This is a genomic window from Aeromonas sp. D3 (genome assembly GCF_027705025.1).
Taxonomy (GTDB): Bacteria; Pseudomonadota; Gammaproteobacteria; order Enterobacterales; family Aeromonadaceae; genus Aeromonas; species Aeromonas salmonicida.
In genome coordinates this window covers 136,113-162,129 of record NZ_JAPDBE010000002.1, presented here as the reverse complement: position 1 = coordinate 162,129, position 26,017 = coordinate 136,113, and the positions used below count along the sequence as shown (strand labels likewise).

At 58.0% G+C, this 26,017-nt stretch carries 18 protein-coding genes; 6 read left to right on the top strand and 12 right to left on the bottom strand.

Annotated elements, in window-relative coordinates; genetic code table 11:
- Nucleotides 1-76 precede the first annotated feature (76 nt).
- The 7 genes from OKC28_RS02465 to flaA form a co-directional block, all read right to left on the bottom strand.
- Complete coding sequence (locus OKC28_RS02465) at nt 77-2,164, bottom strand: motility associated factor glycosyltransferase family protein (protein WP_265456767.1); 2,088 nt, start codon at nt 2,162-2,164, stop codon at nt 77-79.
- A 7-nt stretch (nt 2,165-2,171) separates the two neighbouring features.
- Nucleotides 2,172-2,444 carry a hypothetical protein gene (locus tag OKC28_RS02460; protein ID WP_238583089.1) on the bottom strand — a complete coding sequence of 91 codons (273 nt, stop codon included), beginning with the start codon at nt 2,442-2,444 and terminating at the stop codon, nt 2,172-2,174.
- 23 nt (nt 2,445-2,467) lie between these two features.
- Nucleotides 2,468-2,890, bottom strand: a complete 423-nt coding sequence (gene fliS, locus OKC28_RS02455; RefSeq protein ID WP_265432907.1) for a flagellar export chaperone FliS — start codon at nt 2,888-2,890, stop codon at nt 2,468-2,470.
- A gap of 17 nt (nt 2,891-2,907) precedes the next feature.
- The gene (gene fliD / locus OKC28_RS02450) at nt 2,908-4,299 is read right to left on the bottom strand and encodes a flagellar filament capping protein FliD (protein WP_265456765.1); all 1,392 of its coding nucleotides are present in this window, start codon (nt 4,297-4,299) and stop codon (nt 2,908-2,910) included.
- A 27-nt stretch (nt 4,300-4,326) separates the two neighbouring features.
- A complete protein-coding gene (locus tag OKC28_RS02445) occupies nt 4,327-4,767 on the bottom strand; it encodes a flagellar protein FlaG (RefSeq protein WP_265432905.1) in 441 nt (146 codons plus the stop codon).
- Nucleotides 4,768-4,801: 34 nt separating this feature from the next.
- A complete protein-coding gene (gene flaB, locus OKC28_RS02440) occupies nt 4,802-5,707 on the bottom strand; it encodes a flagellin B (RefSeq protein WP_270687106.1) in 906 nt (301 codons plus the stop codon).
- Between the two features lie 582 nt (nt 5,708-6,289).
- Nucleotides 6,290-7,198, bottom strand: coding sequence for a flagellin A (flaA, locus tag OKC28_RS02435; protein ID WP_059114231.1), 909 nt, complete (start codon nt 7,196-7,198; stop codon nt 6,290-6,292).
- Nucleotides 7,199-7,599: 401 nt separating this feature from the next.
- On the opposite strand from flaA, the gene OKC28_RS02430 reads away from it, so the two are divergent.
- Together OKC28_RS02430 and OKC28_RS02425 are read left to right on the top strand one after the other, a co-directional pair.
- Nucleotides 7,600-8,232 carry a trimeric intracellular cation channel family protein gene (locus OKC28_RS02430; protein ID WP_005310300.1) on the top strand — a complete coding sequence of 211 codons (633 nt, stop codon included), beginning with the start codon at nt 7,600-7,602 and terminating at the stop codon, nt 8,230-8,232.
- 102 nt (nt 8,233-8,334) lie between these two features.
- The gene (locus tag OKC28_RS02425) at nt 8,335-8,727 is read left to right on the top strand and encodes a hypothetical protein (protein WP_005310298.1); all 393 of its coding nucleotides are present in this window, start codon (nt 8,335-8,337) and stop codon (nt 8,725-8,727) included.
- A 99-nt stretch (nt 8,728-8,826) separates the two neighbouring features.
- On the opposite strand, the gene thiI is transcribed toward OKC28_RS02425, so the two are convergent.
- Complete coding sequence (gene thiI, locus OKC28_RS02420; protein WP_005310296.1) at nt 8,827-10,275, bottom strand: tRNA uracil 4-sulfurtransferase ThiI; 1,449 nt, start codon at nt 10,273-10,275, stop codon at nt 8,827-8,829.
- 177 nt (nt 10,276-10,452) lie between these two features.
- Here thiI and OKC28_RS02415 point away from each other — a divergent pair, with 177 nt between their 5' ends.
- The gene (locus tag OKC28_RS02415; RefSeq protein WP_021138551.1) at nt 10,453-11,412 is read left to right on the top strand and encodes a hypothetical protein; all 960 of its coding nucleotides are present in this window, start codon (nt 10,453-10,455) and stop codon (nt 11,410-11,412) included.
- Nucleotides 11,413-11,485: 73 nt separating this feature from the next.
- Here the strand turns inward: OKC28_RS02415 and pbpC are convergent, their stop codons facing one another.
- The 3 genes from pbpC to OKC28_RS02400 all read right to left on the bottom strand — a co-directional run bounded on the left by pbpC (nt 11,486) and on the right by OKC28_RS02400 (nt 20,593).
- A complete protein-coding gene (pbpC, locus tag OKC28_RS02410) occupies nt 11,486-13,840 on the bottom strand; it encodes a penicillin-binding protein 1C (protein WP_373968139.1) in 2,355 nt (784 codons plus the stop codon).
- Between the two features lie 7 nt (nt 13,841-13,847).
- Nucleotides 13,848-18,734: an alpha-2-macroglobulin family protein gene (locus tag OKC28_RS02405; protein WP_270687096.1), complete on the bottom strand. Its 4,887-nt coding sequence runs from the start codon at nt 18,732-18,734 to the stop codon at nt 13,848-13,850.
- A gap of 170 nt (nt 18,735-18,904) precedes the next feature.
- The gene (locus OKC28_RS02400; RefSeq protein WP_270687093.1) at nt 18,905-20,593 is read right to left on the bottom strand and encodes an FAD-dependent oxidoreductase; all 1,689 of its coding nucleotides are present in this window, start codon (nt 20,591-20,593) and stop codon (nt 18,905-18,907) included.
- 134 nt (nt 20,594-20,727) lie between these two features.
- Here OKC28_RS02400 and OKC28_RS02395 point away from each other — a divergent pair, with 134 nt between their 5' ends.
- The 3 genes from OKC28_RS02395 to OKC28_RS02385 all read left to right on the top strand — a co-directional run bounded on the left by OKC28_RS02395 (nt 20,728) and on the right by OKC28_RS02385 (nt 25,258).
- On the top strand, nt 20,728-23,667 hold the full coding sequence (locus OKC28_RS02395; protein ID WP_192873358.1) for a sensor domain-containing phosphodiesterase: 2,940 nt from the start codon (nt 20,728-20,730) through the stop codon (nt 23,665-23,667).
- A 65-nt stretch (nt 23,668-23,732) separates the two neighbouring features.
- The gene (pflA, locus tag OKC28_RS02390; protein ID WP_059168524.1) at nt 23,733-24,518 is read left to right on the top strand and encodes a pyruvate formate lyase 1-activating protein; all 786 of its coding nucleotides are present in this window, start codon (nt 23,733-23,735) and stop codon (nt 24,516-24,518) included.
- Between the two features lie 98 nt (nt 24,519-24,616).
- Nucleotides 24,617-25,258 carry an energy-coupling factor ABC transporter permease gene (locus OKC28_RS02385; protein ID WP_059113450.1) on the top strand — a complete coding sequence of 214 codons (642 nt, stop codon included), beginning with the start codon at nt 24,617-24,619 and terminating at the stop codon, nt 25,256-25,258.
- A gap of 93 nt (nt 25,259-25,351) precedes the next feature.
- Here the strand turns inward: OKC28_RS02385 and OKC28_RS02380 are convergent, their stop codons facing one another.
- Nucleotides 25,352-25,876 (bottom strand): acyloxyacyl hydrolase, encoded by a 525-nt coding sequence (locus OKC28_RS02380; RefSeq protein ID WP_059113449.1) that lies wholly within the window; start codon nt 25,874-25,876, stop codon nt 25,352-25,354.
- Nucleotides 25,877-26,017 lie beyond the last annotated feature (141 nt).

Here is a 26,017-nt window from a genome sequence, read left to right as displayed (position 1 = left end):
AACAGAGACGCCGGCATCTGCCGGCGTCTTGTTGTGTCTGAAAACCTTCTCGTCACTGAAAGGCATTACCTGCTGGTCAGGTATGTTTGAACACATTGAGCCCAGCAAAGTAGGTGGAGTCCTGCCGCTGGAATGCATCTGCATACATGACCTTGCTCTCCTCAAAGAAGCGCCCGAGTATTGATTCAGCTTCTTTCAGCTTTATTTCAAACTCCTCAGAGTCTGCATTTACCAAGGCCATCATCAGGCTGATGATATTGGCATAGAAATAGTTTATCGAGCCTATCATCACACGATAAAGATGGCATTCACGGCTCATGAGCAAGTAGAGAAGATAGTCATGGTGTCGTTGCATCAGTGCCAACACGGCATTGTGCTCACGCGGCACCTGTTGCCAATCCGCTTGAAATTTATCTATCAGCTCATCGAAAAGCGATGCATTGAGCGCGGCATTGAAGTCAATGCTGGTCATGTCGAAAGGCTGGAAGCAGCGATCCATCACCTCATCCATCAATCGTACTTTATCCAGTTCGGGCCAGGATGGCTGCAAGGATTCGACACCTTGAGGTATGGCGCCCTCGATATAGGCTCCATCACTGCTGTTGATGCAGCGCAAATCAGGATAATTATTCAGCACTCGCTCCATATTATGGATGGCGAGCCCAAACAAATGATTGATGCGCACCTCCCCACCAAAATTGCCTGGTGCCGGGAAGGTATCTTTCAGATTCTCGTTATATTTGGCTTCTTTCTTGTCGTTGTAATACAAGCTCAAACTGGAGTGGTGTTTGCCTGCCGATTTGTAGCCATTATCAATGCCGAATAGATACACCTGCTTGAAGCCCAGCAAAGCGGCATAGTTGAGTCCGGTATTCCCCACAAACGGGTTGGAAAACTCAATGGTGTCATATTCAAATGCCTGACCAAAGGCACTGATCAGCATGGAAAACATGGGTTCATTGGGTTTGAACGTCAATCCCGTCTTGCGGAAGAATCCTTTGCACTCGGGGTGAATAACATCGACGCTCAGGAAGACGGTATCCTTGATAAAGTCATCGGCATCAAGAATGCGCAGGAAATCTGCCGAACTCTTGGTACGCTCTACGGCCACATAAATATCTGGCTTGACACCCGCCTTGTGAAGCGCACTGACAGCCGTACCACAGGCGATGATGACAGCCTGTTGCTGATGCTGCTTTATAAAGTCAATGCTCTGATCCAGAGAAGGACCATTGCCCACAACAAACACTGGCACCTGGCTGAATGCCGATGTATCACGCTGCCGCTTCAGGAACGGGGTTCCCTCTTGCAGATGATTGTGGCTGTGAGCCAGCGCGTAGATATTGTCGTCAAAGAAGCCCCAGCCCGTTTTGAGCAGGTAAAACTCGCTCTCTACCTGATTTATCAGCGCATGCAGCTTGGGAGAATGATAATGGCAAAAAGAGAAGTAGCTAGCCGACCAGAATGCCCCCTTGCGATGAAGGGCTTCCATCATATCCGCTGCCAGCAGTTGTTCGTCAACACCGATGAACAGATGCAAGCTAAGTGACTCACGCTCCATATATTCGAACAATTCATGCCAATCGAAACAATAGAGTGAGGCATAGAACATATCGAGATCGGGCTCGAAGGCAAACAGGTTCCTGATCTTGCACTGCTCATAGAGATAACCCAGCTGGTATCCCAAGCCGATCCCGTACATCAGTGACAACGGAATATCGGAGTGCAGGGCACTGTTCAACCGCAAGCCTTCCAAGGCCGACTTTTCTTTTAATTTGGATATTTCATTATTAAATTTTATGTGGATCTGGCCATCGATATGCCACTGAGGAATAAAATCGATGCACTGCAACACACTCTGCTCGATCACTTCTGCTATCTGTGCCTGTACCTCGGCAAACGGATCCTCACCATAAAGAGACACCCCATCATCAAGCCACAAGATATTGGGAATACCATTGTCATTGCAGAAAAAACGAAATGGCCGGACAGGCTGATAATCTTTGAAATAATCATGAATGCCGGGCATGTGTTTTGCGAAAGCAGCCATATTGAGCTGATGACGAACAGGAAGCACGTCCAGCATGGCGGCTTCCTGTTTTTTTTGCCGCTCTAGGCGAGAGAGTTCATTTTCTACATCGGCAATGTTTTTATTAAAATCCATGATGTGCCTAACCTGCATTCAGCTTGTAAAGATCAGAGGCGCGACCCGCTTTGGAAAACTGCAGCAACTCCTCTTCTGCAAGATGTTTCTCTTTTCCCACCCACTCATGGATGGCTTGAAACTGCTGCAATGCCTGACGCTGCTCCGCATCAAGCACAGCACCCGATGGAATGTGTTGAAACACACCATCAAGCGCACCGAGATAAGGCTCCACCAGCTTGTCAGCCGCCTGCATCTGGCGCTGCTCAAGCAGAACCAACAGCTGGTTGCCAGTTTCCATCAATTCGACCAGAGGGCTGCAGTTCATTCCGCCCTGCCTACTTTCTGCTGTGCCAGCGCCTTGTCACGCTCTTCGACGGGGATCGCATCCCACCCGCTTTTTACAGTCAGCATCAGATTAATCACCTCGTCAACCGCACTGATATCCATATCGCGGCTGGCATCCATCATCCGGGCCTTCATGTAATCATAAAGCGCGAACAGGTCCTCGGGCACCTTGCCATAAGAGAGATCCAGCGAGTCCTGCAGGCCGTTGATGATGGCCATCGTTTTGGAAATGGACTGGGACTTTTGCTCAAAGTCGCGACGCTCAATCGCGCCACGCGCCTGGGCAAGACGCTCGAGACATCCCTGCATCAGTAGCTGAATGACGCGATAAGGGTCGGCCACCGCCAGCTCGGATTGCAGACTCTGGGTGGTATAGGCTTTGATATTTTTCCGATACATAGAAACACCGATCCTGACTATGAATTACTGTTCTTGGTGTTGAGCAGGTTCAAATATGAGGCTGACTTGTTCATCTTGGCCAGCATGCTGTCCAGGCTCCCGTAACGGGCACGCAATGTCTCTTCATACTTGGTCAGCTGGGCCGAAACATCCAACTGCTTGCGATTGACATCACGCAGATCCGAATTCAGGCTATCTTCCCGTTTGGCAAGCAAGCCGCCGGTTTTGGAGTAATTTTCCAGTTGCCCGGCTAACTTGCCAGCTACACCATCTTTTCCGCCAAATACCGCAACTACCTGATCGAAGTTCTTTTCAACTGCTTCGTCGAATTTTGTAGAGTCAAGAGAGAGCACCCCCTTGTTGTCCATCTTGACACCCAGCTGAAAGATGCTTGAAAACGTGGAGGAATTTTTGGAAGGCTCAGTGATGCCCCCATTCATCATATTTATCACGGCGCGCGTGGTGGCATCACCAGCCAAGGCCCCCCCATCATTTTGACTAACCCCGGCCACAATTGAACTGCGCTTGCCAAGATCACCGCTCTTCTTCACCAAGGTGTTGTAGCCATCGATGAAGCTCTTGACCATGTCCTTGATGCCAGCCTTGTCGGTGGTTACATCCACCTTGTTGGACTTGAGTGTATTGTCCGCATTTTTGTCGGATTCTCTCAACACTGTGACCTTGAGTCCGATAATCGTACCATCAAAGGTATTGGTTGCACTGGTCAGTGTGCTCCCGTCCACCGTGATCTCGGCATCCCTAGCGTCTTGTGTTTGAGTCAGTTTGGAGATGAAGTTGTCAGTCAATTCAGTGGTATTGCCAGTTATCTGCAAGTCCTTGCCAGCACCGCTGATACCAGAATCAATGACAAGTTTGGACTTGCCATCGGACGTGTTCATTATATTGACGCTGAGGCCAAAGTTATCACCGTCATTATTGATACGCTTGCGAATGGACTGCAGCGTATCCCCCGCCTTGACATCCACATCAAAAGTCTTGTCACCGGCCTTGAAGGTCAGGACGCCATCCTGAGTAATAAGAGGGTCGGTAGATTTGTCGAACACACCGTCAAACTTGCTGGTCTTCGCCAATTTTTCGACTGAGATGTCGTACTGCCCGTTGGAAGCACCCGCTTTACTCTCCACCTTGAGTACGGGATTGTCCTTGTCCTGAGTGATGTTGATGGCGCGTTTGTTGAATGCATCGTCCTTGGACATCGCCTTGAGCGTGGTCACAAAGGAAGCGATGGCTGATTTCAGTTGCCCAACACCTGAGAGAGTGATTTGAGCATTGGTCTTCTTGGTGGTAATTGGCTGCAGCAGTTGTGCCTTTTTGGCATCCACACTGGCAGCAATCACAGACTCAAGATCAAGTCCCGAGCCGGCACCTGCAGAAGTAATCGTGGTCATACTCACTCTCCTCGTTATGCTTGCGTATTAGATCTCGTTATCGAGCAGCAGCCCGACACGGGAACCTCCGCCGGTCGCATCACCTTCGCGCAGATCCTTGATCCGTTTGCTGATGGCCAGTAACTCTTCGCTCGGGATCTGGCGGATCATCGACTTGGTATGGGCATCCATCACCTTGATGACGACCTGCTCGAGATCCTTTTCGACACTGAAATTGACAGTCCATCCTTGCAACTTACTGAACTCCTGCAAGTTTTGGACCTCCTTTTCAATATCAACCTCAGAAATCTCCTGTTTGCTGACTTTCTCTTGCGCCTTCTCCTCTTGCTGCTTCTTCACATCCTGTGCCATCACCCGCTGCTCTTCCGTCGTGCCAGATAGCACTTGAGCGGCCGATTGGCCGCTCTTGCTACTTGACTGAAGAGAAGAAGGAGTGACCGATGAGGGTATTCCAATGTCATTGGCCATATCGTCGCTCCCCATTCTATCTCATCACTGCCTGTTAACCCAGCAGTGACAGGGCTGACTGCGGTCTTTGGTTGGCTTGCGCCAGGATGCTGGAAGCAGCCTGTTGCAGAATGTTCTGCTTGGTCAGGTTGGCTGTTTCAGTCGCAAAGTCCGCATCGCGAATACGAGAGCGTGCTGCACTCAGGTTTTCAGAGACGTTGGACTGGTTGCGAATGGTCGAGTCAAACCGGTTTTGCACCGCACCCAGTTCTGCTCGCTTGCTGTCAACCGCCTTGATCATATAGTCAAGGTTGGCCATTGCATTTTGAGCTTCTTTAGCAGTCTTAATACTACTAACACTGGTTGTAGCGACTGCTGTAGTCTGTTTGCCAATAGTGTAAGGCTCACCAGCGGTGGTTGTTGTAACCGTTGCGCTTCCCTTGGTAGCTGATGCAATACCCTTCATAGTAAATGCAGATGTCATCTTGAAGGTGATGGTCTGACCCGCATCGGCACCCACCTGGAAGGAGCCCTTGTAAGAACCATCCAGCAGCTTCTGGCCACCAAAACTGGTATCGCTGGAGATGCGATTAATCTCAGTCGTCAGTTGATCATACTCTTGCTGCAATGCGGTACGGTCGTCAGTGTTGTTAGAACCGTTGGCGGATTGCTGGGCCAGGGTACGCATACGCTGCAACATGGAGGTGACTTCATCCATGGCACCTTCAGCGGTTTGTGCAACCGAGATACCATCGTTGGCGTTGCGGTTACCCTGATCCAGTCCATTGACTTGTGAGGTCAAACGGTTGGAGATCTGCAGACCGGCTGCATCGTCCTTGGCAGTGTTGATACGCAGACCGGATGCCAGTCTGGTATAGGACGTATCCAGGGACTTGTTGGTGTTCATCAGGTTACGCTGGGCGTTCAGTGATGAAGTATTCGTGTTGATGTACATGGCCATAAAAATATTCTCCCGAAGAACATGCGACTGCGGGTTGCGCCGACAAAGCGACGTCCCACCGTTAGAAGACCAGGTTGAACAATCCTGTGTCTTCTGGCGGGTGTCTGTTTGAACGAACAGGCCACCCGCAGTAGTGCAAACGTTGGATTCCGAACACCCCTCGATTGCTTCACTTTATTTAACGGCCGCAGGGACACAAGCTTTAGGAAAATAATTGCCGAAGGCGGCAAGTTTTATCCGGTAAGCGGCAAATCACAGGCATCAGAAGACTCGCCATGTGACGTCAGGCACCATGACGACATGCACACAGAAGAGGTTGATTTTGGCACGGTTTGTGCTTTGCTATGATGGAGTGGCGTCAATTTGACGGCACAATAAAAAGAGGCCGGAAAATCCGGCCTAAAATGAGCATACGCTCAGGAGAATACGACCAAGAGTGACAGAACTGAACAGCTGTACAACACTTGGCATTACTAATATAGAGAATTGATTCTCTCCCGATAGAACAGAGTGCAAACCCGAACACCCCTTTGTTCCATCTCTTGACCAGGGCGGCCTGAACAACCGCCCTGTTTTCTTTTGTTAGCCCTGCAGCAGCGAGAGGGCAGACTGGGGACGCTGGTTTGCCTGTGACAGTATGGTGGATGCCGCCTGCTGCAAAATGTTTTGCTTGGTCAGGTTGGCCGTTTCAGTCGCAAAGTCTGCATCACGAATACGTGAGCGGGCAGCGCTGACGTTTTCAGAGACGTTCGCCTGGTTGCGAATGGTCGAGTCGAACCGGTTCTGTACCGCCCCCAGCTCGGCACGCTTACTGTCCACCACCTTGATCATGTAATCCAAGTTTGCCATTGCAGTTTGAGCTTCTTTAGCGCTCTCAATACTACTAACACTGGTTGTAGCGACTGCTGTAGTCTGTTTGCCAATAGTGTAAGGCTCACCAATGGTGGTGGTTGTAACCGTTGCGCTTCCCTTGGTAGCTGATGCAATACCCTTCATAGTGAATGCAGATGTCATCTTGAAGGTGATGGTCTGACCTGCATCGGCGCCGACCTGGAAGGAGCCCACATAGCCACCACTGAGCAGGTTCTGGCCACCAAAGGTGGTATCTTTTGCCACCCGGTCGATTTCAGTCATCAGTTGAGTGTACTCTTGCTGCAAAGCGGTTCGGTCATCGGTGTTGTTGGAACCATTGGCAGATTGCTGAGCAAGGGTGCGCATCCGTTGCAGCATGGAGGTCACTTCTTCCATGGCACCTTCTGCGGTCTGGGCAACGGAAATGCCATCGTTGGCGTTACGGTTACCCTGGTCCAGTCCATTGATCTGGGAGGTCAAACGGTTGGATATTTGCAGACCTGCCGCATCGTCTTTTGCGCTGTTGATGCGCAGACCAGATGCCAGACGGGTGTAAGAAGTATCCAGAGATTTGTTGGTGTTCATCAGGTTACGCTGGGCGTTAAGCGATGAAACGTTCGTATTGATATAAAGTGCCATAACCATTCTCCTAAGCTATTAAATTTACTATCTAATTTGCTCGGACTTTATTGTCTTTCCTGTCCGATGCGTCTTATTTAACGGCCTCTTTTTCGATGTCTTTAGCATTATTTTTAACGCTTCATCGCATTAACGCCGCTTACCCTATTTATCGGCACATTCCCGCTTTACTTAAGAGAAAAAATCCAAAAAGTTCCCCTTATCAGAAGGATGCCGCACAAGCCAAAGGCCATGGCAAAGCAAGTGCCCTGACCTGCAAGGTGTCAGCGCTTATCCGTGCACCCACATCCCGTTTGCAAAAACTGGGGCTGGCTCTCATTTTTGCAGGCCATCATTGGTCAGAAGCCTGCACACCCCCTAAAATCGCGACCCCATCAACAATTGGACGTGAGTTGTTCTCCATGCAGACACTGGTTGAGCAGATTGTTTACATCAGCGACATGTTTGGTACTGCGGTATTCGCGTTTTCGGGAGTGCTGGTAGCAGGGCGGCTCAGGATGGATGCCTTCGGCGTCATGGTGCTGGCGGCGGTAACCGCCATCGGCGGTGGCACCATCCGCGACATGATATTGGGTGCCACTCCTGTGTTCTGGGTGCGTGACCCTCTCTATATCTGGGTGGTGATTGCCACGGCGCTGGTGGGTATGTGGATGGTCAAGCTACCCAAGCGTATGCCCTGGTATGTGTTGCCGGTAGCAGATGCCTTCGGGCTGGCTCTCTTTACCGTGATCGGTGCCCAGAAGGCACTCAACTTCGGTACCCCAGGTCTGATAGCGGTGATCATGGGGACCATGACGGGTGTGGCTGGCGGCATGATCCGCGATGTGCTGGCACGGGAGGTGCCCATGGTGCTGCAAAAGGAGATCTATGCCACCGCCTGCATTCTGGGGGGCATCCTCTATACCCTGGCACTGGAGGTCAACGTGGACAGGGTGACCGCCATGCTGATCAGCATGCTGGGGGTATTTGGTCTGCGGGTCGCTGCCATTTACTGGCACCTGTCACTGCCCACCTTTTCGCTGCAACGCCATTGATGTTCGGGCCGGGGGGCATGTCGCACTCCCGGCCTCGTTACGTTGAACCAAGCGGGCTTTTCTGTTGTCATAGAATCCAGTCGTTGTAAGCCGGAATCCCTCATGCAAAAACTTGGGCTCATTACTTCCCTGCTACTGATGAATGTGGCAACGGCGCACGCCGATGCACAGGTACTGTTTGGACGACTGGCTTCTACCCCGGTGCAGCAGTTCAACCAGCAGATCCGTCAGGCAAGCACGACCCGGCAAACCTGGGTCAATGATTATCGTGAAGTGGCACTGCGTTTTGTCGGCCATAGCGACATACCCAGTCGCATCCAGGCACAGCAACTGGATAATGATCTGGTGCTGTCGGTTGCCCTCGATGGCAACAAGAGTGACATGCTTTATATCCTGACCCTGTTTCGCAGCAATAACCTGTGGCAGATGAAGCAGGCCGAGATGGGCTGGCGTTGCCAGGGCGAGTCAACCTTTACCCCTGTCCCCTGCCCCTGATCCCCACGTTGTCTTGACACGCCATCTGAGCGTGATGCGCAGTGAAATAAAAAATCCGGCTCATTGGCCGGATTTTTTATTCGAAACGTCACCCTCTGATTACGGGCGGTACACCTTGACGTTGTCAAAACCCTTCTCTTTCAGGTAGAGCGCCTGCAGCTTGCTCATCACGCCGCGATCGCAGTAGAGCAGATAGGTCTGCTCTTTGGGCAGATCGCCAAAGGCGGTGGCCAGCTTGAAGAAGGGGATGTGCAGCACGTCACGGCCTTCCACCACCAAAGGTTTCTCGTCGCGCTCGTCGGCGGAACGGATGTCTAGGATCACCTCGTCAGCGGCCAGCACTTCTGTGGTCTCTATCTCTTGAACCTCGGCGGCGGTCTCTTCACCGATGCGGCGAATGTCGAGGTAACGGGCCTCGGACACCACCTTGTCCAGGATGGCGAAGTCGAAGTTGGCCTCTTCCGCCTCGATGTTGGACAGCACAGCCTTGATGGTCGGCTTCTTGGAGATGACGCCGCAATACTCCGGCATTGTCTCGGCAAACTCCAGAGTGCCGATACGACGGGCTTCGCTGATGATGTCCGGCTTGTCCCAGGTGATGAGCGGGCGCAGGATCACCTTGTCGGTCACCCGATCGATGACGTTGAGGTTGGTGAGGGTCTGGCTGGAGACCTGACCCACGCACTCCCCTGTCACCAGGGCCGGGATCTGGAAGTAGTCAGCCACCTGGCCTGCGGCACGCATCATCATGCGCTTGAGCACTACCCCCATCTGGCCGTTATCCACCTTTTCCAGGATCTCGGCGACCACGGGTTCAAAGTCGATGGCGGTGAAGCGCACCTTGTGAGAGGCGCCAAACTTGCTCCACAGGTAGTAGGCTACCTGCTTGACCCCAATCTCGTGGGCGGCGCCGCCGAGATTGAAGAAGCAATAGTGCACGCGGCAGCCACGCTTGATGAACTGGTAGGAAGCCACGCCCGAGTCGAAGCCACCGGAGAGCAGGCTCAGCACGTCTTCCTGGGTCGCCATGGGGAAACCGCCCATGCCATGGTGAACGGCGCTGATGATGTAAAGCTCGTCGTTTTCCACTTCCAGGTTGACCTGGATGTCAGGCTTTTTCAGACGTACGCCGGCCGTTTCGCAATGCTGGTTGAGGCCACCACCCACATAACGCTCCAGCTCTAGCGAGCTGAAATCGTGCTTGCCGACACGGCGGGCACGCACGCAGAAGGTCTTGCCTTTCAGGCGATCACCCCAGACGGCGCGGGTCTGCTCGAAGATGTCATGCAGGTCGGTGAAGTTGCTCAGTTTCACTTCGAGGAAGTACTGGATGCCAGGGATACAAGCCAGGGTTTCCAGATACTGGGCGTGGAACTGATCATTGCGGGAGCTCACTACCAGCTTGTCCCAATCCATCCGTACGCGGGCGTCTTCGTCGAAGCGGCGCAACACGTTGCGAATGTTGCCCTGCAACATCTTGGTGAAGCGCTGGCGCACTGACTTGCTCTTGATGGTGATTTCCGGGAACAGCTTGATAATGAACTTCATGGTTTCAACTCGGGTGGCCTTGATTTAAGGGCGCGGATTATATCAGAACTTTGTTGCCAGCGCCTACAGGCTGAGCGTTCACCCATATTCTCCCACTCAATGTTTGCGGCCCGGCGGCAATCTTGCGTATATTCCCGAACCTGCGCCCTGGCAAGATGCGTCAACACAGAAGATCCGATGAAGACTTATATCTACTACCCCGGCATGGAGGTACGTGACGAGCTCTGGCTCAAGTTTGCCCTGCTCTATCTGGAGCGGCTCGCCTTCGTCTTCACCATCAGTGAGAAAAGCGGCCTCACCACTTTGCTAAGTACGCTGGAGCAGCGAACCGACCTGCTGGCAGAGCGGCCCGAGCCAGCTTTCTTTGCAGATATCACCCCTCAGCTGGAGAGTCAGCTCGGCGGTCTTGTCGCGCCCGACTTTGTCCGCCACAAGGTATTTGGCAACAGAGATCTCATCACTCGCTGGCGTCAAAGCGCCAATCACGACTGCTTCTGCCCGACCCAGGCCGGTCTCGAGCGGCTGCACGGCTTTTGCCTCGCCCACGGCTTTGCCAGCCAGGATGAGGGGGGGATCAAGATGGCGCGGCGCTTTGCCAATCTGCTCTCCATGCGCCTCGCCCGTGAGTGGGCACTCGCCAATGAGGGGGCGCTCATCACGGATCACGACTATCTGGACAGGCTGCTGCACCTGCTCGAATCCCGCTACCACAATCGGGGCGGCCAGGATTGCTTCCACCTCGAGATACCATTGCAAGTGCCCACTCACCTGAGCGAAATCTCCTTCGAGGAATTGATTGCACTGCGCGCCCGCAGCGGCTTTCGCCAGCAACTGGCCGAGTTCCATCAGGCCCTCGATGCCATGCTCACCATGCTGGGCAGCGGCTATGCCGAGCCAGCAGCCCTGACCCGTTTCGAGCTGGCGCAGCAAGGGCTCAATCAGCTGCTGGGGCCAGCGACTCACAGCCTGCCGCTCACCACCCTGATCAGCTGTTCATTGCCCGCCATGGCAATGATCCATCAGCTCAAGGCAAGCCACCCGGCTAGCAACCTCATCTTCCATCCCATCAAGAAGAGCCATTTTCACCAGCGCAAGAGCCAGCACTTCTTCACCCGGCTGGGCCAGGTCAAATCCTGAGTCCGCCGTGATGATATGAGGCTGCGCCAATATTCCGGCGTGCTGCCCGGCCAAATCAGGAGGATCCCCCTCTTCAGGAGGGATTCTCCAACCGAAACTCCACCCTGTCGCTGTTGCCCGCCTCATCGACCACCACCAGCTGGTAGCGGCCTGCCTTGCTCAATACCTGATCCCCATCCCAGCGCAGGCGCTGGCCATTGAGAAACCAGAATGGCTTGCCCACACCACCCAGCACCCTGGGTTGCAGGCGATAGCGCTGGCTACGAATAAGGTTGCCCTCCCCCAGGGCGACGATGCGAATCGGCGCCTGCAGATCCGCCCCCTGTGCCTCTCCCTCACAACCGCTGGCGAGCAGCGCCTTGCGCCGCTCGCCTGGCGCGCGCCAGGGCTCCAGCGACAAGGGCCACAGCGCCCGCCAGACAGATTGGCTAGCATCGTCACAACGGGTCAGCGTCGGCTTGCCCTGACTGGTCAGTGCCACTTGGCGCAGGGGGGAAGGCCAATCCATGGGGTCTGGCAAGGTAGGGGGATCCCGCTCATCCAGCAGCCAGGCGCTCTGATGCTGCAAGCAGGCCTCAGGCAGGGTGGCACTCACCCGCCGCCCCAGTGGCCAACAGATCTCGGCCTCGCTCACCGCATTGGGTTGCGCTGGCAGGGGGCTGTTGTCCCCCAGTCGCGAATAGACGGAGAGCAGCAGCGGCACAGCCGCGCTCTGGCCATAAAAACCGGGCAAGGGGGTGCCATCGGGCCGCCCCAGCCAGACCCCCAGGGTCCAGCGGCCAGAGACTCCCAGCGCCCAGCTGTCCCGATAGCCATAGCTGGTACCCGTCTTCCAGGCCAGCCGGTTGACCCGGCCGGTCGCCTCGCTGGCAAAGGGCTGATCAGCCCGCCCCTGCGAGCTTAAAATTTGCCAGGTGATCCAGGCGGCCCCAGGGCTCAGCAAGGGGCGCGAGACCGCCTTTTGTCCCGCCAGCCAGACCGGCATCGCCACCTGTCCCTGCCGGGTGAGGGAGCTATAGAGCGCCACCAGTTGTTCCAGCCTGACGCCGGCCGCCCCCAGCGCAATGGCCGGATTGGGCTTGTCGGAGAGGGCCAGCCTGACCCCGGCGTTATCCAGTCGATTGACCAGAGTATCGGGCCCAAGGGCCTCCAGCACCTGCACGGCAGGGACGTTGAGGGATTGCTGCAACGCCCGGGTCAGGGTGACAGGCCCCTGAAAGGCGCCGGTAAAATTGGCGGGGCGATAGTCCGACCCCAGTCTGGGGGCATCGGAGAGCAGGGAGGCCGAATGAACCAGGCCGGCATCGAGGGCCAGACCATAGATAAACGGCTTGAGGGTGGAGCCGGGTGAGCGGATCGCCTGCACCATGTCGAGGTAGCCATGACGGCGCAGATTGCCATACTCGGCGCTGCCCACGTAGGCGCGCACCGCCATGGTCTGGTTATCCACCAACAGCAGGGCGGCGGAAGTCTGTTCCGGGAAACGACGTATATAAGTCGCCACCCGCGCCTCCAGCCAGCGCTGCAGATCGCCATCTATGGTGGTATGCACCAGGGCGCCCGGCTGGCTGTCGGCGGCTAAACGGGCAAACAGCGGCGCCTCCATGGGAGTGAAGTGACCGCGCGCCAGCACGGGTTCTATTCGCCCTTCACGCCACACGGCGTCTGGCCAGGCTCCCTGTTTGACCAGTCGCTGCATCACCTTGTCACGGGCGGCGCGGGCGCGATCAGGATGGCGGTCGGGTCGGTAACGGCTGGGGGCCTGCGGCAGCACCGCCAACAGGGCGGCCTCAGCATGAGTGAGCTTGGCCGCACTCTTGCCCAGATAGGCAAAGCTGGCCGCCTGTACTCCTTCCAGATTGCCACCAAAGGGGGCACGGTTGAGATAAACGGTGAGCAGGGTGCGCTTGTCGTAGTGCCACTCCAGTTGCAGCGCCCGCGCCATCTGGCGCAGCTTGCCGGGTACGCTCCTGTGATAGGGCTCGATCAAGCGGGCCACCTGCATGGTAAGGGTCGAGCCCCCCGATACCGCCCGCCCGTAACGCAGCCACTGCCAGACCCCGCGCACCATGGCCACAGGGTTGACCCCGGGATGGCGCCAGAAATGGCGATCCTCGTAGCCGAGCAATGCCTCTATGTAACGGGGAGAGACCTGCGCCAGGGTCACCGGATAGCGCCACACCCCGCTGGTGTCGGCAAAGGCGCGCAGCGGCCGCCCCTTCATATCGAGCACCACCCGCGCATAGGCCGGATCCAGCGGTGGCGGCGGGAAAACGCGATCCAGCACCAGCAACACCAGGATGAGAGCCCCCATTCCCAACCCCGTCAGCCGCAGCCAGCGAGGCAAACCTGGCAAAGCAAGCCGGCCCTGATGCAACCACTGGCGAGCACGCGACCAAAAACCGGCCGGACGCGCCTCGTCCTGCAAAGGCGAATTACTCAGAAATGGTCACCTCATGGATATCCTGGCCCACCGCCCGCAGTTCGGGTCGATACATGTCTTCCACTTGGGTCGGCGGCACCTGATAGCGACCCGGGGTCACTGCCCGCATCAGATAGACCAGTTGCTGATTGCCCCCCTCGCTCAGATCCAGCGCGGCCGTGTAACGATCGTCTCTAAACTCCTGATGTTTTAGGTAGTCGTTCCACTCGCTCTGCCACGCAGGCTTACCCTCGATACTGAGCTCCTCGAGCTTGATGCTGGTGCCAAGGGCCGGGTTTTCCAGCTCAAATCCCGCCGGCAGCATCTCCACCAGCAAGGCATCGGGCACCGTCTGCTCGCTGCTCACATTGAGCCGCACCACCACCAAATCGCTCACCTTGACCTTAGCGGGATCAAAGCGCTTACCATCGGCATTGAACCAGCTGCGGGTCACGCTCATGCCCTGGCTGATGCGCTTGGGCGCCTGCTCCGGGTAGCCTACCAGGGTGCGCTGCACGTAGAGGGAGCCCTTGCCCTCGTTGGTCACGCCAGTCGCCGCCAGTGCCTCGGGGGCACCGATCTGCGCACTGTTTTTACCGGCAATGGCCTGGTCGCCACTGATTGACGCTACCCTGGCCTGCCAGTCAGCCGCAGGATCGACCTGTGCCAACCGCAACAGGGCCAACCGCTCCTGAGTGCTTAGCCACTGGCGATGGGCCAGGGTATCGGCCACCTTGGCGCTGAACTCGGGCCAGCGATCCTCGGCCAGCTTGTGCAGGCGCAGCAGGGCAAGCTCCAACGCACCATCGCGCAGGGGCGAACCGTAATCGGCCAGATAGTCATCGCCGCGCGGGGTTGCCAGCGCCCGAGTCAAAACCTTGGCAGCAGTCTGCTCATCCCCCATGGCGGAAAGCGCCAGCGAGAGGTGCAAGAGCGGCAAACCGGAGCGGGCATGATCCGCCTGCTGCTCCCAGATGAGGCGCAAGGTGGAAAGTGGCGCCTTGCCTACTCGCGCCAGCACGAAGGCACTGTAAGCCTGATAGGCCAGCCGGCTGTGTTCGGGGGCACTGCTCCAGCGTTCCCCATACTGGCTGTCGCCGAGATAGCTCTGCAAACGGTTGATGGCCTGATTGAGCATCGCCTCGGGCACGGCATCTCCGGCCTCTTTTCTTGTCAGCAGATAATCGGCCGCATAGGCGGTGAGCCACTGCTCCTCATCGGAGCGGCCATCCCACAGACCAAAGCCGCCGCTGGGCAATTGCAGTCGTTGCAACCGTTGCAGCAGGGCGCGCTGCAGGTCCGCCTCGCTCACCGGCTTGTCCACTTTTGGCAAATTGTTTGACCAGGTAGCACGCTCATCCGCCGTAGTCAGCAAGTAAGGCCAGGCGCGAGACAGGGTCTGCTCCAGACAGGCGTAGGGGTACTGGGCAAGCGCTTGCCACTGGCCGGCCGGATCCCAGGGGGGCGTACCTGAGAGGCTGAGCAGCCCCTGCAGATTGGCGGGATCCAGCCCGGCCAGTTCGCTCTGGGCAAAGCTCATCTGCTGGTTGGGTGCCAGCATCTGATAGCGCTGACGCGTCTGGGCTGGCCAGGGGGATCGCAGCGGCAGCGACCATTCGCGGTTTACCGCAAAATCCTTGCCGCTGGCGGCCAGTTGCAGGCGAGCCACACCGCTCGCCCCGGTCACTGTGAGCGGCAGGGTCAGCCACTGCTCCTCGCCATTTTTCAGCGCCAGCGTCCCGGGCAGCTCGCCACCCGCCTGCAAGCCACCAGTCAGGGTCCAGATCAGCGACAGGCTCTGATCTTCACCACTCATGTTGCGCAGTTGCACCAGAGCACGGGTCTCATCCCCTCTGGCCCCAAAACGCGGCCAGCCTATCTCGGCCACCAGCGGCGCCACAACTTTGACGGCACGCTCGGCCTGACCCACCTGCTGCTCGTTCCAGGCCAGCGCCATCAGCGCCAGCTCGCCGTTGAAGTTGGGCAGATCAAGCGGGATCACCGCCTTGCCACTCTCGTCAAAACTCACCTCGCCGCTCCAGAGCGCTGCCACCTCGACCCGACTCTCCAGCGCCCCTCCCTTCTTCAGGGCCGGCGCATCACCGCCGTAGTTGAGGCGAGCCAGCTTGCCATCCTGCGGCGGTATCACCTGACCGTAGTTGTCGAACAAGTCTTGCGCGAAGCGCTTGCGGCCAAAGAAGATCTCGAACGGATCGAGGGGTTGGTAGTCGCTGATATTGAGCACTCCCCTATCCACCGCAGCCAGCACCACCCGGCCCTGACTGTTTGGTGACGAGGTCACCGCCACCTCGAGGCGAGTGAGCGGCACCGCCTTGTCCGGCGCACTCAAGGTGAGCGGCAGGCGGCGGGCCTCCCGGTCGAGCGCGAGCGGCACCAAACCGACCGAGCGCAGGCTCTGCACACTCTTTTGGCTCACCGGCTTTGATTCGCTGTCAGGGGCGGCAATCTGGGCAGAGATATGCAGATCGTGGCGCTGCCACTCAGGGCTGACGGGGATCTCGAACTCGCCATGCGCCTCTGCCAATCCACCGCCTTCGGCTCGTAACTCGATACGCTGCCACCAGCGCAGGCCGTCACCATCTTCCACCAGCAAGAGCCCCTTGCCCGCACGGGGGGCAACCAGCGTCACTTTCGCCTTGTCACCCGCCTGATAGGCGCGTTTGTCGAGGGTGATGGCAATCTTGTCAGGCCGCGCCTGCTCACCACCGCCACCCCAGGCGTAACTGCCGATCTCGACCCGCAGACTGGACTGATGGCCCTGACTGTTCTCCACCTCCAACCGATACCAGCCCGCCGCCAAGGGCAAGCTGAGGGTGGTCGGCCCCTTGCCATCCAGTTGCAGTGTCTGCTCCTGCTCCAGATAGGGCTGACTGTTGAACTCGTACTTCCACCCTTCGCCATCGGCGTAGTGCCAGTAGTAGTCACGGTATTCGTTGACCAGACGCACCTTCACCTCGCCCGCCACCGGCTGGCCCTGCTCATCGAGGTTGAGGATCTGGAAAGGCAGCGTCTTGCCCCCCTCCACTCTGTCTGCGACGAAATCGGCCTTGAGCGCAGGCCACTGGCTACCGGTGGGCCAGCCGTACTGGGTACGGCTGCGATTGACCGCCCTGCCACCGGGCTCGGATAAAGAGACACGATAAGCCACCTCCAGCGGCCCCAGGGTCCCCACGCTGGCAAGTTGATCCACCAGCGAAAATGCGCCATTCCCCTGCTGGTCCAGGGTGAGCGTGACAGGCTCCAGATCCCTGGCCTGCTCGGTCAGCAGCACATCCCCCAGCGTAAACTCCTGCCACTGGGTGAAGGGCATGGTGGCGCGGCTTATCTTCACCTCTGCCTTGGCCTTGGTGGCGCTAGCCGGGGCGCCATAGAGATAATCCCCCTGCAACGGCAAGGTGAGTGCCTCCTGCGGGTTCAGTAATTCACCATCCGGTCCCTTGCCGAGTTGCAGCTTGAGCCGCTCCGGCAGGAACTCTTCCACCAGGAAGGGCCACTCGAAGCGGCTGCCGGCGGCGGTTTTCAGGGTGATGGTCCAGCGGCCGAGCGGCGCATCATCCGGCAGGCGCAGGCCATAATGGGCGGCGCCCAGGCTGTCCGGCAGCAGCCGCTTTTGTTCGAGCAGCTGGCCATCCGGCTGTTTCACTTCCAGCTCCACCGCCATGCCCGGCAGCAACTGGCCATCCTGCCCTTTTAGCAAAATTTCACTGTCAAGCCGCTCGCCGGGGCGGTAGAGATCCCGCCCGCTGAACAGATAAAGCTGCAGGGCCTGCCAGGGCTGGGTGCCCAATTCAAAGGCGGAGAGATCCAGCGCGGCGCCATCGAGGCGCAGCACAGCCAGATGCTTGCCCTGCTCGGCCAGCAGCAGGCGCGCACCCTGCACCTGATCGAAGCGGCGATGCCCCCGCAGATCGGTCTGTTGCACCTGCAGCCGGTTGCCCTTCTCGTCGAGCAAAGAGAGTTGTACCTCCTTGAGGGGATCCGCGCTCGAGAGCGCGCTGACAAACACCTCCAGCTGGTCCCGATAGCGACGGGCACTGAGCCCCATGTCGCTCACCGCGAAATAGGTGGTCTCCTTGCGCCAGTCGTAGTTGCCCAGGGGGGACATGACCGCAAAGTAGACGCCGGCCTCGGCCAGCTGCGGCTCCTTGACGTTGATGAGGCGGGTCTCGCGGCGATTGGGATCCAGCTCAAGGGCGTAACGGCCGCTGAACACCCGCTTGGCGCGGCTGGTGATCTGCTCCAGCTCCCAGTTACCCATGCCTGCGCCGGGTCTGTATTCGGCCAGAAAGCGTGGCAGATATTCGGCATCGACCCGGAAGAAATCGATATTGACCTCATCCACGTTGACCGCGCTGATGGGCAAGCGCAGCTCCTGACGCAGCGGCAGCACCATGCCGCTGGCAGCAAAGGAGGCTCCCGCCTCCAGTGGTCGGGTCTTGAGGGTCCAGCTCTGCGCCTCGGGCCCCAACCCAGCTTTGAGGGTCACCTTGTAACTCTTGTCGGGTGCGACCTGCGGGAAGTAGAGGGTGCGGCCATCCTCGGCCAGGACCCACTCCCCCTGCAACTGCTTACCCCCCTCGCTCACACTGAGCCAGGTTTGCCAATTGGACTTGGGCGCCAGCGGGCCGGAGAAGACCAGCGCCAGCGCCGGTGCATCCCGATACTGGCGGGCATTGGCCTGCACCACAGTGTCTGGCGCCCCAGCGACTTGCCGGGCTGCGGACGCCTGATCGGCGGTTGCCGGCTTGTCTGGGCCGCAACCGGCCAAGAGCAGACCGGTCAGCCCTGTGAGCAACAGGGCTGACCAACGGCGCCTAAGTGGTGAGACGAAAGCATGAGCACATTGGTGAGCAGCAGGGCGAGGGTCGAAAGGGCGCATAGGTTCCATCCCGGATTGGATCGCTGCCATAGCAGCGCGATAGGCAACAGGATAAGACATCCGACTCGCTTGACACAAAACTCATTGCAAAATGTCGAGCACAGATTGCCACCAGACAGATAACAAAAAGCCGACCCTGAGGTCGGCGTTTCACGGCAGCGGTGAGTCGGTTAGTCCATCACCGCCATCTGCCAGGTTTTAAAACCACCGGAGAGGTTTTTCACCTTGAAGCCGTGCTGGCTGAGCAGGCGGCAAGCCACGTGGCCACGCAAGCCCACCTGGCAGCTGATGAGCAGCTCTTTATCCCTGGGCAATTCATTCAGGCGAGCGCGCAGCTCATCGAGGGGAATATGCAGGGCACCCGGGATGCGACCCAGCTTGTCGAGTTCGGGGTCATTGCGCACATCCAGCACCTGTTGATGGGGGTGACGAGCCTGTACCTCGGCAGCGTGGCAGAGGATGGTATCCCCCTTCAAGTGGTTGCTCGCCACAAAGCCCGCCATGTTGATCACATCCTTGGCCGACCCGAACGGCGGCGCATAGGTGAGCTCCAGATCCTGCAAGTCAAACACCGTCAGCCCGGCGCGCTGGGCCACCGCCAGTACGTCGATGCGCTTGTCGACCCCATCCTTGCCGATGGCCTGGGCACCGTAGATCTTGCCATCGGGGGCGAACAGCAGCTTGAGGCTGACCGGATGGGCGCCCGGGTAGTAACTGGCGTGGCTGCCTGGATGGACATAAGCCTTCTCGAACGGCAGGCCCAGTTGCACCAGGCGCTTCTCGTTGAGGCCCGTGCTGGCCACCGCCAGATCGAACAGCTTGCAGATGGCGGTGCCCTGGGTCTTCTTGTAGGTTTCGGCCCGCCCCAGCATGTTGTCGGCGGCGATGCGCCCTTGCCGGTTGGCAGGCCCCGCCAAGGGGATCAGCACGGATTCGCCGGTCACAAAATCTGTCTCTTCCACCGCATCCCCCACCGCATGGATGAAGGGATCCGAGGTGCGCATGCCGGCATCTACCTTGATGCCGCCGCGCGGGCCCAACTCCAGCCCCGCTTTTGCGGCGAGCAGGGTTTCTGGCTTGACGCCGATGGCCAGGATCAACAGACCGGTTTCAAGATGTGAGCCATCACTCAGGGGCAGACGCAAGCCACTGCGCGTGGCGCTCGCCACGGCGGCGGTTTTCTCCGCCAGCACATCCAGACTTTCGATGGCGGCAAGACCGGTACGCAGCCGCAGATCTATGCCCTCTTCCCGGATGCGGGCGTGGAGCATATTGGCCATCTCTTTATCCACCGGCGCCATCACCTGATCGGAGAGCTCCAGCAGGGTGACCTCCAGCTTGCGCTGATGCAGTGCCTCCATCATCTCCAACCCGATAAAGCCGCCACCGACCACAGTGACATGGCGTGGATGATCATGCTGCAGAGCAGCAAGGATGCGATCCATGTCAGGGATATTGCGCAGGGTATAAACATGCGGGCTGTCGATGCCGGGGAACGGAGGGCGGATTGGCGCGGCCCCCGGGCTCAGCAGCAGTTGATCGTAAGGCTCTCGCCGCTCTTCACCGGTTTGCAGATGACGCACCAGCAGTGTCTTGCCAGCCTTGTCTATCTCGATCACATCGTGAAAGACTCGCACATCCACATTGAAACGGCGCTTGAAGCTCTGGGGCGTCTGCAACAGCAGGGCATCCCTATCCTGTATGTCCCCCCCTATGTGGTAAGGCAGGCCGCAGTTGGCGAAGCTGACAAACTCGCCACGCTCGAACACCACTATCTCGGCCTCTTCACTCAGACGGCGAGCTCTGGCCGCCGCAGAGGCGCCGCCAGCCACACCGCCTACAATCAGGATCCGTTTCATCAGCAAGACTCCGGTGAACAACAAATTGCCATTAAATTAGCGATTTCTAATTTAGATTTCAATGAAATTTTGTTTGCACCGATTTTGCAGTATTCTTGCCACCCGACAGTTGTTCAACAGGATGTTATCAGTTCATGTCGTCTACCGCGCTCAGTCACCTTCCCCCTGCCAGCCAGACACCGCTGTTCTTTCGTCTGGATGTGCGCAGCCAACGGCTGGTCGCCCTGACCGATGTGATGCAAACCCCGCTTCATTGGCTGGATGAACCGAGAAGTGCCTGGCCGGCCCAACTGCCGGATGCCCTGCGACTGCCCATAGAGCAAGCCCTTGCCAAGGGTCAGGGGGGCAAGCTGATGCTGCGCTTCGCCGGACAGCAGTGGCATATCGCTCTCTCCCATGAACAGGATGCCTTCTGGCTCATCTGCCTGCAGACCCAGCGCCAGGAGCCCATCGCCGATCTCGCCTTGCAGCTGCCACGCCTGAGCCAGATGGCCAGCCAGCAACAGTTCGTCGCCATGCTGGAAGCCCTCAAGGAGAGCCTGGGGGCCGATCGCCTGATCCTCTGGCACTATCAGGCCAATGGCTCCCTCGGCAGCGAACAGCTGACCCCAGTCTTTGCCCTCGGCGCCGAGGGGCTTTCGGCCATTCGCGGTGACAGTCGTTACATTCGTGCCTTGCGCACCCGTAAATCCTTGAGTTTTTCCGAGGCGGCGCACCAGCCCATGTTGAGCCAGCACTACTATCTGGCCAATGCAGGGGTGAGCTCGCGCCTCGATGGCGCCCTGCTGGAGCAGGAAAAACTCATCGGCGTGCTGAGCCTTGAGTACCTCAGCGCCACAGTGCTGAGCGAAGAGATGCTGCAACTGGTGCGCCACAGCGCCCAATTGCTCGGTCACTGGCAGCCAGAGCCTGAACCTCTCATCAATCCTGTGTTGGCCTTGCCCGGCGAGCTGACCCTGTTGACCGGCATCGCCTATTGCCGTGCACTGGTAAACTGGGCCGTCACCATGAGTGGTGCCCGCATCGGCTGGGTCGGCGAATACCAGCCGCGAGGCCAGGAGCTCTGGATCATTCCGCGCTGCGTGCTGGAAGGAGAAACCTTCTCCATCCTCAAACCCTTACAGCTGGATCCTGGCCCCGCCCAGGAGTTGTTCCAGCACGGTCAGGCCCTCTATGTGGAAGACCTGCCCCTGCGTTATCCACACGCCACCCAGTTGCTGGCCCTCAATGCCAAGGCCTATGTCGGCGTGCCGTTGCACGGTCCGAGCGGTGCCCCCATGGGACAGCTCACCTTGCTGCTCGACACGCCACTGGCCGACCCCATGCCCTTGCTCGATGCCCTCAGCAGTCAGCATGAACGGGCCGCCATCGAATTGCAGCGGCTCGCCGCCGACGATGCTCTGCGCCTGGCAGAAGTGGCCTTCAACACCCACGACGGCCTGCTGGTCATGGATCACCAGGGGATCATTCTCAAGGTCAACCACTCCTTTGGCCGCATCACGGGGTTTGGCAACGATGAGATGATCGGCCAGCATATTGTCAGGCTTCGACCGACCTATTATGGCGATCACCTGAAAGAGGATGTCAGACGGGCCATCGATGAGCAGGAGTTCTGGATGGGCGAGGAGCGCTGCCTGCACAAGGATGGGCATCTGTTCCCGGTGCGTCTCATGGTGAGCGGGGTCAAGGATGAACTCGGCGAATTCAGTCACTACGTCTGCAGCTTCTACGACATCACCAAGGAAAAAGACGCCGCCCGTCACATAGAGCAGCTCGCCTATTACGACGATCTGTGCGGGCTCTACAACAGGCGCAGCCTCAACAACATAATGCAATGCACCCTGCAGGCACCGAACGGTCAATGGGGCGCCTTGCTGCTGGTGGATCTGGACAACTTCAAGTCGATCAACGACTCCCTCGGCCATGCCTGTGGCGATCAGCTGCTGCAAGCCGTGGTCGAGCGGCTCAAGGGACTGCCCCAGGACAACCTGGTGCTGGCCCGCATCTCGGGGGATGAATTCGCCCTGCTGTTCACCGCCCTGGGTCAGGGTTATGTCACTGCCAAGATTCTGGCCGAGCACTTCGCCCGCGAGCTGATGGGGCTGTTTCGCACCCCGTTCGACATCGAGGATCACAAACTCCATTGCAGTGCATCTGTGGGGATCAGCCTGTTTTCCAGCGAAGACCAGGATCATCTGGTGCTTATGCAGCAGGCCGATACCGCCACCCACATGGCCAAGCGGGCCGGTCAGGGCAACTATGTTTTCTTCAGCGAGGCCATGGCCGAGAAAGAGAAGAGCAAGCTCACCATCAACAACCAGCTGCGCGATGCCCTGCGCCACCATGAGCTGCAACTGCACTATCAGCCGCAATACAGGGTCGACAATGGCAGCTTGTCCGGCATAGAGGCACTGCTGCGCTGGCAGCGCAGCGACGGCACCATGGTGCCACCGGCCGAGTTCATTCCCATCGCCGAAGAGACTAGCCTCATCCAGGACATCGGCTACTGGGTGATGAAGACCGCCTGTGCCCAGTACAGTTTCTGGCTCAATCGCGGCTTTGCCATTCCCCATCTGTCGGTCAACGTCAGCGCCCGCCAGTTCCACACCGCAGGCTTCGTACAGCAGGTGGAATACATACTGCGCGACACAGGGGTGCCCCCTTCCCGCCTGCTGCTGGAAGTGACCGAATCCGTGGTGCTGGAAAACCGGCTGGAGAGCATAGCCCGCATGCGGCAACTCAAGGATCTCGGCATACTGCTCTCCATCGATGATTTCGGCACCGGCTACTCGTCGCTGGCCTATCTGCGGGATCTGCCGGCGGACGAAGTGAAGCTCGACCGAAGCTTCATTCAAACCCTGGTTCACAGCGAACAGGACAAGGCCATCGTCAAGGCCATCCTGGATCTGGCCAAGGTTTTCCGCTTTACCGTCACCGCCGAAGGGGTGGAAGATGAGGAGCAGCTCGCCATCCTCAAAACCTTGGGATGCCAGCATTATCAAGGCTTCCTGACCAGTCGACCGCTGACGGTAAAAGCCCTGGAGAGCCTGCTCGGCGCGGCCCAGTCGGGCTAAACAGGTAGGATTTATAGGGATTTATGTAATAAAATCACGGCCTGCTCGAATCGTTGGAGTCGTCTATGTCTGTCAGTAATCAGATCCCTGCCGTTGAAACCAGTGCATCCGGTGTCATTGGCCGGATCCATTCCGTTGAAACCTGCGGCACCGTTGATGGCCCCGGAATACGGTTTATCGTATTCATGCAAGGCTGTCTGATGCGCTGCAAGTACTGCCACAATCGGGATACCTGGGATACCCAGGGTGGCCGCGAAGTGACAGTGCCGGAGTTGATGAGCGACATCACCAGCTATCGCCACTTCATGAATGCCTCGGGTGGCGGTGTCACCGCCTCCGGTGGCGAAGCCATGCTGCAACAAAACTTTATCGCCGAACTGTTTGCCGCCTGCAAGGAGAAGGGTGTTCACACCTGCCTCGATACCAATGGCTTTGTGCGTCATTACGACGAACAGCTCGACAAGGTGCTCGATAACACGGATCTGGTGCTGCTTGACATCAAGCAGATCAATGACGAGAAGCACATCCCTCTCACCCACGTCAGCAACAAGTACACCCTGGAGTTCGCCCGTTATCTCGCCGCCAAAGGCAAGACAATGTGGATCCGCTACGTGGTGGTGCCGACCTGGTCGGACGATGACGAGAGCGCAGAGGGACTGGGCCAGTTCATTGCCGAATTGGGGGATAGTGTCGAGAAGGTGGAACTGCTGCCCTATCACGAGCTGGGCAAGCACAAGTGGGACGTTCTGGGTGAAAACTATGATCTGACCGGGATCAAGCCCCCCAGCAAGGAGACCATGGACAGAGTTCAGGGCATACTCGCCAAGTACCACAACAACGTCAAATACTGATGCCTCAGCAGGGCTGGCAAGGAATACGCCAGCCCTGCTGATATTGAGACACTCCATTACTGCCCGCCCAGCGCGCCATCACATGACAAGGAAATGCCATGAATGAAGGACAAGCGGCCGCCCTCCTGCTCTGGGTATTGCTGCTGATATTCAGCCTGCGTGGCACCCTGCTGCGTACCCTGCTTGATCAACCCCTCTATCAGCACCTCTGCCTTGGCGGCGCCATCGTACTGGTCCCGCTCTGGACCTTGCGCGCCGGCCTGCATGAAGGGCTGGAGGTGCACTTTCTCGGCCTCACCAGCCTGACCCTGCTGCTGGGGTGGCGTCTGGCCCTGCTTGCTCCCTGCCTGACACTGCTTGTTCTGGGTTACTTCGGGGTTGCCCCCCTCGCCGATTTTGGCTGGCAGGCGCTGATTGGCATCGCCCTGCCGGTCGCTACCAGCTGGCTGCTGTTCCTGGCGAGCTGGGCCTGGATGCCCCGCCATCTGTTCGTCTATCTGTTCGTGGTCGCCTTTTTTGGCGGGGCGCTGAGCATCTCGGTCAAGATGATCGCCAGCGCCCTGCTGATGGGGATGAGCGGCGCCTATCCGTGGCATACCATCAGCGCCGACTACCTCTCCATCTGGCCGCTGCTGCTCTTCCCCGAAGCCCTGCTCAACGGCATGACCATGACCTTGCTCGCCGTCTACCGCCCCCACTGGGTCAACACCTTCTTCGATCGGGAATACCTGGGGCGCTAAGCGCGTGCGCCATGCTTGCCCGCGACACAACACTCACCCACCGACAGCAAAAGCCCCTGACGAGCAGGGGCCTGGCAACAAGAGGAGCAGAGCTTAGAAGCGGTATTCGATATGCAGGGAGTGGGTATCCAGGCCGGGGTTTTGGTCATACATCTTGGCGTTGGACATGTGCTCATACTGATAGCCAATCAGCCAGTTCTTGGTGATCGCGTACCCCAGACCAATGCCGGAAGCAAACTGGAAGGGGCCGCCGTAATCCTTGAAGCCATTGCCGCGATGGCCGAACTCATGCTCCGCCAGCCAGAGCACCTCAGCCGGGATCCATACCACCCAGTTCCCCCACAGACATTCGGCGCGCGCCCCTGTGCCCAATCTGGCAGTGCGCTCATCCCCCACCTTCAGCATGCCACCACGCACGCCCAGACCAAACTGGCAGCCAGAATCCCCCCAGCGCCAGAACATGTGATGGTATTTGACGTCTGCCGTGAAGATGCTGAGTTTCTCGTTTTCGGCGGGTGTGCCCAGTTGCAAGGCAACAATGTTGTCATTGGCGATGGCTCCGGTGCTGGCTATCAATGAAGCCAGCAGTCCCGAGAGCAAGAGTGTGTTAGCGCGCATGTTCCCTCCTACGTCCTTGTTATCCGGTGCGCCCCCTCAAACTCAAATGGGCACATCTCAGGAATAGTCAGTCGCAGTGGAGATTGTCAATAAACCATGCATGTTTGTGCACAGTGTTGCCAGCATAGGAATGTAAGCTGA

Excerpts from the sequence above, each read along its gene's own strand:
- OKC28_RS02465 (WP_265456767.1), bottom strand. The coding sequence starts at position 2,164 with ATGGATTTTAATAAAAACATTGCCGATGTAGAAAATGAACTCTCTCGC.
- OKC28_RS02460 (WP_238583089.1), bottom strand. The coding sequence starts at position 2,444 with ATGGAAACTGGCAACCAGCTGTTGGTTCTGCTTGAGCAGCGCCAGATG.
- fliS (WP_265432907.1), bottom strand. The coding sequence starts at position 2,890 with ATGTATCGGAAAAATATCAAAGCCTATACCACCCAGAGTCTGCAATCC.
- fliD (WP_265456765.1), bottom strand. The coding sequence starts at position 4,299 with ATGACCACGATTACTTCTGCAGGTGCCGGCTCGGGACTTGATCTTGAG.
- OKC28_RS02445 (WP_265432905.1), bottom strand. The coding sequence starts at position 4,767 with ATGGCCAATGACATTGGAATACCCTCATCGGTCACTCCTTCTTCTCTT.
- flaB (WP_270687106.1), bottom strand. The coding sequence starts at position 5,707 with ATGGCCATGTACATCAACACGAATACTTCATCACTGAACGCCCAGCGT.
- flaA (WP_059114231.1), bottom strand. The coding sequence starts at position 7,198 with ATGGCACTTTATATCAATACGAACGTTTCATCGCTTAACGCCCAGCGT.
- OKC28_RS02430 (WP_005310300.1), top strand. The coding sequence starts at position 7,600 with ATGCAGACACTGGTTGAGCAGATTGTTTACATCAGCGACATGTTTGGT.
- OKC28_RS02425 (WP_005310298.1), top strand. The coding sequence starts at position 8,335 with ATGCAAAAACTTGGGCTCATTACTTCCCTGCTACTGATGAATGTGGCA.
- thiI (WP_005310296.1), bottom strand. The coding sequence starts at position 10,275 with ATGAAGTTCATTATCAAGCTGTTCCCGGAAATCACCATCAAGAGCAAG.
- OKC28_RS02415 (WP_021138551.1), top strand. The coding sequence starts at position 10,453 with ATGAAGACTTATATCTACTACCCCGGCATGGAGGTACGTGACGAGCTC.
- OKC28_RS02405 (WP_270687096.1), bottom strand. The coding sequence starts at position 18,734 with ATGCGCCCTTTCGACCCTCGCCCTGCTGCTCACCAATGTGCTCATGCT.
- OKC28_RS02400 (WP_270687093.1), bottom strand. The coding sequence starts at position 20,593 with ATGAAACGGATCCTGATTGTAGGCGGTGTGGCTGGCGGCGCCTCTGCG.
- OKC28_RS02395 (WP_192873358.1), top strand. The coding sequence starts at position 20,728 with ATGTCGTCTACCGCGCTCAGTCACCTTCCCCCTGCCAGCCAGACACCG.
- pflA (WP_059168524.1), top strand. The coding sequence starts at position 23,733 with ATGTCTGTCAGTAATCAGATCCCTGCCGTTGAAACCAGTGCATCCGGT.
- OKC28_RS02385 (WP_059113450.1), top strand. The coding sequence starts at position 24,617 with ATGAATGAAGGACAAGCGGCCGCCCTCCTGCTCTGGGTATTGCTGCTG.
- OKC28_RS02380 (WP_059113449.1), bottom strand. The coding sequence starts at position 25,876 with ATGCGCGCTAACACACTCTTGCTCTCGGGACTGCTGGCTTCATTGATA.